General features: G+C 63.2%; 5 protein-coding genes. 3 read left to right on the forward strand and 2 right to left on the reverse strand.

What is annotated here, in order from left to right:
• Positions 1–61 precede the first annotated feature (61 nt).
• Positions 62–214, reverse strand: a complete 153-nt coding sequence (locus EN943_RS38695) for a histidine kinase (RefSeq protein ID WP_127416517.1) — start codon at positions 212–214, stop codon at positions 62–64.
• Between the two features lie 210 nt (positions 215–424).
• Between EN943_RS38695 and EN943_RS36130 the strand changes: the two genes are divergently transcribed.
• Genes EN943_RS36130 through EN943_RS36140 form a run of 3 tightly spaced genes read left to right on the forward strand, consistent with a single transcriptional unit; the run spans position 425 to position 3,068 of the window.
• Positions 425–1,036 (forward strand): shikimate kinase, encoded by a 612-nt coding sequence (locus EN943_RS36130; RefSeq protein WP_127416515.1) that lies wholly within the window; start codon positions 425–427, stop codon positions 1,034–1,036.
• On the forward strand, positions 1,033–2,175 hold the full coding sequence (aroB, locus tag EN943_RS36135; protein ID WP_127416516.1) for a 3-dehydroquinate synthase: 1,143 nt from the start codon (positions 1,033–1,035) through the stop codon (positions 2,173–2,175). The genes EN943_RS36130 and aroB overlap by 4 nt, the downstream gene beginning before the upstream one ends.
• Positions 2,172–3,068, forward strand: coding sequence for an HlyC/CorC family transporter (locus EN943_RS36140; RefSeq protein WP_127261021.1), 897 nt, complete (start codon positions 2,172–2,174; stop codon positions 3,066–3,068). Before aroB ends, EN943_RS36140 begins: the two co-directional genes overlap by 4 nt.
• Before the next feature lie 24 nt (positions 3,069–3,092).
• On the opposite strand, the gene EN943_RS36145 is transcribed toward EN943_RS36140, so the two are convergent.
• A partial coding sequence (locus tag EN943_RS36145) for a SpoVR family protein (RefSeq protein ID WP_206522884.1) occupies positions 3,093–3,440 on the reverse strand: 348 nt, incomplete at its 5' end.

Below are 3,440 nucleotides of genomic sequence, written 5' to 3' on the forward strand. Positions count from 1 at the left end.
CTCATCATTTCCAGAAAGGCTTCGATGCGGGCGGCGCTGTTCATTCAGCTTTTCTTGTCATTCAGCTTTTTTTGGGATTGAGCTTTTCCGGGGGGATGCGCACGCTCATTTCCCCCTTCTTTGGCTCGACGAACATCACCAGTGCGAACATCGTACCATAGGCAATGCCAGCCAGAATCGCTGCTACCACGACAAAGCGAAACAGTGTCGGCATCAATTTTCGCCCGTCTTCTTGTTCTGCGTTTCCAAACCCTGTCCCCTTATGGGACGCCAATCCGGCCAATTCAAGGAAGAAGCGGAGGCCTGTTAGCAACTTCTGATGCAGACCCTGCCGGTCCATATCGGGTTCAAGGCACTTGCCACGCTTGACGCAAACGGGCTTTTCATGTCGATACGCCGGCAAAGAGGGCCTTCGAAACATCCGATGAACGCGCTGCCAGCAAATCCTCCAGACGAGACCCACGCCGCGTTACTTGGCAGGCTGGGCAGCCGTTCCGTCGTCTTCGTCGGATTGATGGGTGCAGGCAAGACGGCGATCGGCCGCAAGGTGGCAACCATGCTGGCGCTGCCCTTCATCGACAGCGACCAGGAGATCGAAAGCGTCTCGCGCATGACCGTTCCGGAACTGTTCGAGCGCTATGGCGAGACCGAATTCAGGGCGCTGGAGCAGCGCGTCATCCTGCGCGTGCTGGAAAACGGCCCGCAGGTGCTGTCGACGGGCGGCGGCGCCTTCATGAACGCGCAGACCCGCGAGGCGATTGCAGCGCACGGCGTGTCGGTGTGGCTGAAGGCAGAACTCGACCTTCTGATGGACCGCGTCTCCAAGAAGCAGAACCGGCCGCTCCTGAAAAGCGCCGACCCGCGCGCCGTGCTGGAGCGGCTGATGGGCGAGCGCTATCCGGTCTACGCGACATCGGACGTCACGGTGCCGACCCGCGACGACCGCAAGGAGGTCATCGCGACCGAGGTGGTGGACGCGCTGTGCCGGCATTTCGGCATCGATGAGGCGGCCGCGACGGGCGAGGTGGAACAGTGAGCATCGATACACCTGTTGTCGTCGAAGTCGGCCTTGGCGACCGGACCTATGACATTCTGATCGGCTCGGGGTTGTTGGCCCGCGCGGGTGCGGAGATTGCGCGCCGGCTGCCGGGCACACGCGCCGCGGTCGTCACCGACGCCAATGTCGCGGCAGCGCATCTCGATGCGCTCAAGGCCAGCCTCGAAACGGGCGGCATCCAGCCCGCCGTGATCACGGTGCAGCCCGGCGAGAAGACCAAGAGTTTTGCCCGTCTCGAAGAGGTGGTCGACGGTGTGCTGGCTGCGAAACTGGAGCGCGGCGACATCGTCATCGCCTTCGGCGGCGGCGTCATCGGCGACCTTGCCGGCTTTGCCGCCGGCATCGTGCGGCGCGGGATGAATTTCGTGCAGATCCCGACCTCGCTGCTGGCGCAGGTCGATTCCTCGGTCGGCGGCAAGACCGGCATCAACAGCCCACGCGGCAAGAACCTTGTCGGCGTCTTCCATCAGCCGAAACTGGTGCTGGCCGACACCGGGGTGCTCGACACGCTGCCGATCCGCGAATTCCGCGCCGGCTATGCCGAGCTTGCCAAATACGGGCTCATCGACCGGCCGGAATTTTTCGCCTGGCTGGAAGAGAATTGGGTGAAGGTGTTTGCCAGCGGGCCGGAGAGGGCGCAGGCGATTGCCAAAGCCTGCCGTGCCAAGGCCGAAATGGTTGCGCGCGATGAATTCGAGACCGGTGACCGTGCGCTGCTCAATCTCGGCCACACATTCGGCCACGCGCTGGAAGCCGCCACCCAGTATGACGGTAGCCGTCTCGTTCATGGTGAGGGCGTCGCCATCGGCATGGCGCTGGCCTACCGGTTCTCGTCACGGCTCAATCTGGCAAGCCCTGACGACGCTGCGCGCGTCGAGGCGCATCTGCGCGCCGTCGGCCTGCCCTGGCGGATAGCCGACATCCCGGGCGAATTGCCCGACGCCGAGGCGCTGCTTGCCTTCATCACCCAGGACAAGAAGGTATCACGCGGCGCGCTGACCTTCATCCTGACGCGCGGCGTCGGCCAGGCTTTCATCGCCAAGGACGTGCCGGCCTCGGAAGTGCTGTCGTTTCTGACAGAAAACCATCCGGACCAGCAGAAGATGCGGCCGAGATGACCAACGAGCCCGGCTGGATCGTCGTCGCCGTCCTTGCCATCCTCATCGTGCTGCTCGTTGCCGTGCGCACGCGCCTGCTTGCCATGTTCGGATACGAGCTTTCGCGCATCGAGCCGCAGCGTTCCAGCCAGGACGAATTGCGCGGCGCGGTCGACGATTTCCGCCGCGACGGCCAGGTGGTGCGCGAGGATCGCGACCGCGTCGGCGGCCTGTTCGATCTCGCCGAGCTCGAAGTGTCCGACATCATGGTCCACCGCACCAACATGCGCTCGGTCAATGCCGACAATGCGCCGGAAGCGGTGGTGCGCGAGATCTTGCAAAGCCCGCACACCCGCATGCCGCTGTGGAAAGGCTCGCTCGACAACATCGTCGGCGTGCTGCATGCAAAGGATCTGCTGCGCGCCTTGAACGAAGTCGGCAATGATTTCTCCCGGATCGACGTGATGAAGATCGCCTCGAAACCCTGGTTCGTGCCCGACACCACGACCTTGCAGGAACAGCTCAACGCCTTCCTTCGCCGCAAGGCGCATTTCGCCGTCGTGGTCGACGAATATGGCGAGGTCGAAGGGCTTGTGACGCTGGAGGACATTATCGAGGAGATCGTCGGCGAGATCGCCGACGAGCATGATGTCGACATACAGGGCGTCAAGCAGGAGGCCGACGGCTCCGTCGTCGTCGACGGTACGGTGCCAATCCGTGACCTCAACCGGGCTCTCGACTGGAACCTGCCGGATGAGGAGGCCACCACCATTGCCGGCCTCGTCATCCACGAGACGCAGTCGATCCCCGAGGAGAAGCAGGCTTTTACGTTCCACGGCAAGCGCTTTATCGTCATGAAGCGCGACAAGAACCGGATCGCAAGGCTGAGGATCAGGCCGGCCGGCGACGCCTGATGCGCGCCGGGAGACCAGGGTATGTCATCTCGCGATCTGGCTCGTCGAGCGTTCGTGGATCGTCGCGCCGGTCTCGGCATCCACGGCCGCCAGGCTGACTTCATAACCCCAAAGCCTGCGGATGTGACGAAGCGTGGCGTCGCGGCTGGCATCCTCGAGAAGGATGCCGTCATTGACCTTGTGCTGCAGCCGCAAATGGCGGTCGCCGAGCAGATCGACATCCACCACCTGAATGTCCGGCCGGTTCGCGCCGAGATCATAACTGTTGGCAAGCGCGGCGCGTATCTTGGCGTAGCCGCGCTCGTCGTGGATCGAGGCGACCAGACAATGCGGTTGGTCGGCAGCGTCGCCGAGTACAAAAAACCGCCATTT

This window comes from Mesorhizobium sp. M7A.F.Ca.US.006.01.1.1, assembly GCF_003997935.1.
In the GTDB taxonomy this organism is placed as follows: domain Bacteria; phylum Pseudomonadota; class Alphaproteobacteria; order Rhizobiales; family Rhizobiaceae; genus Mesorhizobium.

What these genes read in the sequence shown, in the direction of transcription:
- EN943_RS38695 (WP_127416517.1), bottom strand. Translation starts at nt 214, where the DNA reads ATGCCGACACTGTTTCGCTTTGTCGTGGTAGCAGCGATTCTGGCTGGC.
- EN943_RS36130 (WP_127416515.1), top strand. Translation starts at nt 425, where the DNA reads ATGAACGCGCTGCCAGCAAATCCTCCAGACGAGACCCACGCCGCGTTA.
- EN943_RS36140 (WP_127261021.1), top strand. Translation starts at nt 2,172, where the DNA reads ATGACCAACGAGCCCGGCTGGATCGTCGTCGCCGTCCTTGCCATCCTC.